Source organism: uncultured Fretibacterium sp., from assembly GCF_938030725.1.
GTDB lineage: Bacteria > Synergistota > Synergistia > Synergistales > Aminobacteriaceae > Fretibacterium.
The window spans coordinates 1-5,313 of the sequence record NZ_CALHIQ010000068.1 but is presented as its reverse complement, the minus strand read 5'-3'; the positions used below and the strand labels follow the sequence as shown (position 1 = coordinate 5,313).

The 5,313-nt window shown below is 64.3% G+C and carries 4 protein-coding genes and 1 pseudogene; all 5 read left to right on the top strand.

The features are described from left to right. A partial coding sequence (locus Q0629_RS04065) for an arginase family protein (protein ID WP_298779236.1) occupies window positions 1-665 on the top strand: 665 nt, incomplete at its 5' end. A gap of 217 nt (window positions 666-882) precedes the next feature. Next, the gene (locus tag Q0629_RS04060; RefSeq protein WP_298779234.1) at window positions 883-1,986 is read left to right on the top strand and encodes a SurA N-terminal domain-containing protein; all 1,104 of its coding nucleotides are present in this window, start codon (window positions 883-885) and stop codon (window positions 1,984-1,986) included. A gap of 222 nt (window positions 1,987-2,208) precedes the next feature. Then, window positions 2,209-3,384 carry a DUF3798 domain-containing protein gene (locus tag Q0629_RS04055; protein ID WP_298779238.1) on the top strand — a complete coding sequence of 392 codons (1,176 nt, stop codon included), beginning with the start codon at window positions 2,209-2,211 and terminating at the stop codon, window positions 3,382-3,384. Window positions 3,385-3,528: 144 nt separating this feature from the next. Further along, complete coding sequence (locus tag Q0629_RS04050) at window positions 3,529-5,130, top strand: sugar ABC transporter ATP-binding protein (RefSeq protein WP_298779231.1); 1,602 nt, start codon at window positions 3,529-3,531, stop codon at window positions 5,128-5,130. Further along, window positions 5,127-5,313, top strand: a pseudogene (locus tag Q0629_RS04045) (ABC transporter permease); the annotation flags it as partial. The gene Q0629_RS04050 and the pseudogene Q0629_RS04045, both read left to right, overlap by 4 nt.

Genomic DNA, 5,313 nt, shown 5'->3' with positions numbered 1-5,313 from the left:
CGACCTATGCCGCCATCGAGGCGTTCGCGTCCAGGATACTGGATGCGGGGGCCCTGCCGATCGCCCTGGGAGGGGACCATTCCATCACCCTGGCGGAGCTGAGGGCGGTGGCCGGGAAGCACGGCCCGGTCAGCCTCATCCACTTCGATTCCCACGCGGACATCAACGACGAGGTCTTCGGCGAGAAGTACAATCACGGGACGCCCTTCCGACGCGCCATCGAGGAGGGCCTGATCGATCCCCACAAGTCCGTTCAGGTCGGTATGAGAGGCTCCCTGTACGATGCAGGGGAGTTCAAGCTAGCTGCGGACCTGGGGCTGAAGCTGATCCCGACCCACAAGGTGCGTGAGATGGGGATTCCGGCGGTCCTGGACGAGATCAGGAGGAGGGTGGGGGATAACAAGGCCTTCCTCACGTTCGACATCGACTTCATCGACCCCGCCTATGCGCCGGCCACGGGAACGCCGGAGGTGGGAGGATACTCCACGTTTGAAGCCATCAGCTTCATTCGCGGCCTGACGGACGTCAACTTCGTCGGGTTTGACGTCGTCGAGGTGGCGCCGCCCTACGACGTCGCCGAGATCACTTCCCTCGCGGCCTGCAACATCGTCTTCGAGTTCCTGTCCGTGCTGGCGCTTCAGAAAAAAGAGGGCAGAAGGGCATGACGAGGCACGGGGAGCAGGGAGCGATGCTTCCTGTACGGTAGCAGCCTTACCCCTCGATGAAGCCGTCGCAGCCCGCGGATTTAAGTCGCCGCCGTATTGTTCAGACCGCGGAAGGTGTGTTAAAATCCAAACTTGGCGCACGCTCTCTTGGGGGGCTGTGCGGGGGGCGCTTTTTGGACCTCCGAGCGATTTCAATTTCTAAGGGGCGATGTTTGGGATGCTGAAGAACCTGAGGACGCACATGAAGTGGATCATGATCATAATTGTGGTGACTTTTCTGCTCTCCACGTTTTTGATGTACGAGGGGCGCAGCGGACGCCGCGGGCCGAGCCGCAGCGCGGACGGGACCATGACGGATTATGAGGTGGCGGCGGTCGGCGGTCGGCCGCTGATGCGCTCCGAGCTTGAGAACCGCCTGCGCGCCTACCTGGAGAACTCGGGCCTGCGCAACGCGGCCTCGCTGGACATGCCGGCGGTCTATCAGGCGGTTCTGGACCAGTACGTCCTGGAGCAGCAGTTGGAGAACGAGGTGCGGAAGGCGGATATCGCCATCTCCGACGCCGACGCGGAGCAGGCCATGAAGGCCTACGCCGACTCGGCGTTCCCGACCCGCGAGGCCTTCTACGCGGCCCTGGAGCGGCAGGGGATCAGCAGCGCGGAGTACAAGAAAAACCTGGCCCGCCAGCTGGCCGTCCAGCAACTGCTGCACGTGGCCGTTGGGGACGTCACGGTGAGCGAGGACGAGGCCGTCAAGTTCTACGACTCCATCAAGGATCAGCTCTTCCGCACGCCGGCTGGGGTCAACCTCCAGGTGGCTCGCTTCGGAGCCAGCGCCGACGCCGAGGCGCTGAGGGCCAGCCTGCAGGCAGGAACGGACTGGGCCCAGGCGACCTCCGGGGACGCGCTGGCCTCGATGGACGTCCTCAGCGTCACGCGGGAGCCCCTCTTCCTTCCGGAGTCGGCCTTCACCGGCGCCCTGGCGGAGTTGGCCTCTCTGGATGTGGGGGCCGTCAGCCCCGTCTTCTCCGCCACGAGCGGCGACTTCTCCGTCGCCGTCAAGACGGAGCTCGTTTCGGAGTCCATCCGTCCCTACGAGGACGTCAGCAGCGACGTCCGCGCCTTCCTGCGCAGCCAGGAAGAGCGCCGGAAGCTGAACGACTATGAGGCGGATCTCATGGCGAAGGCCGAAGTCGTGATCTACGATGCGTCGCTCTTCCCAGCCTCTGCGGATGCGGCAGCGGCCAGCTCCGACCAGCCGGCCTCTGACGACGCGGCGACCGATGCCGAGCCTCAGCCGGCTTCCGACGACGCGGCGAAATAGGCGCTCGACGTAAGGTGCGAAAGCTCCCGCCCTTCGGACGGGAGCTTTTTTTGAGGGCGACTCCCCAGGTCCCCCACGATCAACTTCCTGACAATTTGGTCTATTTTTTCTGTTTTTTGTTATAATAATGGCGGTCCTTGGGCCGTTCCCGGTTCTCTCATCTCATTTCGCTCCAATGTAAAATTGGATAAGGAGGCGTTTTTAGTGAAGTTGAAGTCTGTACTGTTGGCTTTGCTGGTTTGCGGACTGTTTGCCCTTCCCGCCCTGGCGGCGGAGCCCGATTTCCACATCGGGATCGTGACGGGGACGGTGTCCCAGAGCGAGGACGACCTGCGCGGCGCCGAGCTGATGATCCAGAAGTATGGCGACACCGCAAAGGGCGGCATGATCACCCACATCACCTATCCCGACAGCTTCATGACGGAGCAGGAAACGACGATCGGACAGATCGTCGGCCTGGCGGACGACCCCAAGATGAAGGTGATCGTGGTCAACCAGGGCATCCCCGGCACGACGGAGGGCTTCCGCCGCGTCCGCGAGAAGCGGCCGGACATCATCCTCCTGATCGGCGAGGGACACGAGGACCCCAGCGTCACGACCGTGGCCGCGGACCTAGTGTCCCAGGGCGACCTCATCAGCCGCGGCTACCTGATCCCCCACACGGCGAAGGAGCTGGGCGTGGACACCTTCGTCCACATCTCCTTCCCGCGTCACATGAGCTACGAAACGCTGGGCCGGCGCCGCGCCATCATGGAGGAGGCGTGCAGGGACCTGGGGATCAAGTTCGTGTTTGAAACGGCTCCAGACCCCACCAGCGACGTGGGCGTGGCGGGCGCGCAGCAGTTCATCCTTGAGAAGATGCCGGCCTGGGTCGAGAAGTATGGAAAGAACACGGCGTTCTTCTGCACGAACGACGCCCACACGGAGCCCCTGCTGAAGCGCATCGCGGAACTGGGCGGCTACTTCATCGAAGCAGACCTTCCCTCGCCGCTGATGGGGTATCCGGGCGCCTTCGGGATCGACTTCGCCAACGAGAAGGGCGACTGGCCTGCGATCCTGAAGAAGCTCGAGGACGCGGTGGTCGCCGCCGGAGGCGGCGGGCGCATGGGGACCTGGGCCTTCTCCCTGGGCTACACCCACACCGCTGCGCTGGCCGAGTTCGGCAAGCGCGTCGTGGAGGGGCAGGCCAAGCTGGACAGCTTGAAGGACCTGATCGCCTGCTACAACGACGTCACGCCGGGTACGACCTGGAACGCGGGCTACTACGTGGACGCTGGGACGGGAGTCCGGAACAAGAAGATGGTCCTCGTGTACCAGGACACCTACATGCTGGGCAAGGGCTTCATGGGAACGACTTCTGTCGAGGTCCCTGAGAAGTACTACAACGTCAGCAAGTAGCGTGCCGCTCCGCCGACCTCGCGCGTTCTCCCGCGGGCTCGGCTTTTCATGGGAGAACGACGGGCCTCGATGAGGCCGAGGGGGGAGTGCGCCCTCCTCAATCAGCACAATTAAGGTTTAATTCTGCGTTTAGAGGTGATTTATTTGTCCGATACACTCCTCCTGGAATTGCAGAACATCGGGAAAGAATACTACGGGAACCGGGTGCTCTCCAACGTGAGTTTCTCGCTCAGGGCCGGGGAGATCCTGGGGCTCGTGGGAGAGAATGGAGCGGGGAAGTCCACGCTGATGAACATCCTGTTCGGCATGCCGGTCATCGCGCAGACGGGCGGGTACGAGGGGACGGTGCTCATGGACGGCAGGCCCGTTCGCTTCGCCTCGCCCCACGAGGCGCTCGAAGCGGGGATCGGCATGGTCCATCAGGAGTTCTCCCTGATCCCCGGCTTCACCGCGACCGAGAACATCCTGCTCAACCGCGAGGTGCTGAACCCCTCCCTGCTGGAGTACGTCTTCAGCAGCCGCATGGCGACGCTGGATCGGGGCTCGATGCGGGGCCGTGCGGAACGAGCCATCCGAACGCTGGGCGTCGACATCAGCCCGGATATGACCGTTGCGGAGATGCCCGTCGGCTACAAGCAGTTCATCGAGATCGCCCGTGAGATCGACCGCAGCAAGACCCGCCTCCTGTTCCTGGACGAGCCCACGGCCGTCCTGACGGAGTCCGAGGCGGAGATCCTGCTGGCGGCGCTCAGAGCGCTGGCGGAGAAGGGGATCGCCATCGTGTTCATCTCCCACCGGCTGCACGAGGTAAAGGACCTGTGCAATCGCATCGTCGTGCTTCGGGACGGGGCGGTGATCCGGGACGCGGACGCCGGGAAGGCGACGATTCGGGAGATCGCCTCCTGGATGGTGGGCCGCCACGTGGAAACGGCGGGGGAGGAGGCCTCCAGTCGCCGCCCTGTCCCCCAGACGGAGCCCGTCCTGAAGGTGGAACACCTGTGGGTGGACATGCCGGGCGAAACGGTGCGCGACGTCTCCTTTGAGGTGCGGAAGGGGGAGATCTTCGGCATCGGCGGCCTGGCTGGGCACGGGAAGCTGGGCATCCCCAACGGCATCATGGGGCTCCATCCGGCCGGCGGGCGCGTGGAATTCCTTGGGAAGCGCGTTCCCCTGAACCGGCCGCGCCGCGCTCTGGACCGCCGCATGGCCTTCGTGTCGGAGGACCGTCGGGGCGTGGGGCTCCTGCTGGACGAGCGCATCGACTGGAACATCACCTTCACGGCGATGCAGGTCCAGGGCCGCTTCCTCAAGGGGATTCCCCACCTCCTCCAGCTGCGGGACGACCGGGCCATGACGGAGGAGGCGGAGAGGTTCATCCGGGCCCTCGACATCAAGTGCACGGGGCCGAGCCAGCGCGCCGGAGAGCTGTCCGGAGGGAACCAGCAGAAGATTTGTCTGGCCAAGGCGTTCGCCCTGCGGCCGGACCTCCTCCTGGTCTGCGAGCCCACGCGCGGCATCGACGTCGGCGCGAAGGAGCTGGTGCTGAACACCCTGAGAAACTACAACGAGGAGCACGGCATCACCATCATCGTCGCGTCGTCGGAGCTCGAGGAGCTGCGCTCCATCTGTGACCGGATCGCCGTCGTGGGCGAGGGGCGCATTGCGGGCGTCCTGCTGGCCTCCAGGCCGGCGGAGGACTTCGGCCTCCTGATGATGGGGCAAAGCGTTGAGGAGGCGGCGGTATGATCAGAAGGTTTATCGAGAACGTGGGGTGGCCGCGCTTCATCATCGGACTCTTCCTGTTGAGCCTCTTCATCGCGGCGCCCTTCGTTGGGGTGCGCGTGGACACGTCGCTCTCGGACGTCCTGGTGCGGTTCGGCATGAACGGGGTGATGGTCCTGGCCATGATCCCGATGGTGCAGTCGGGCT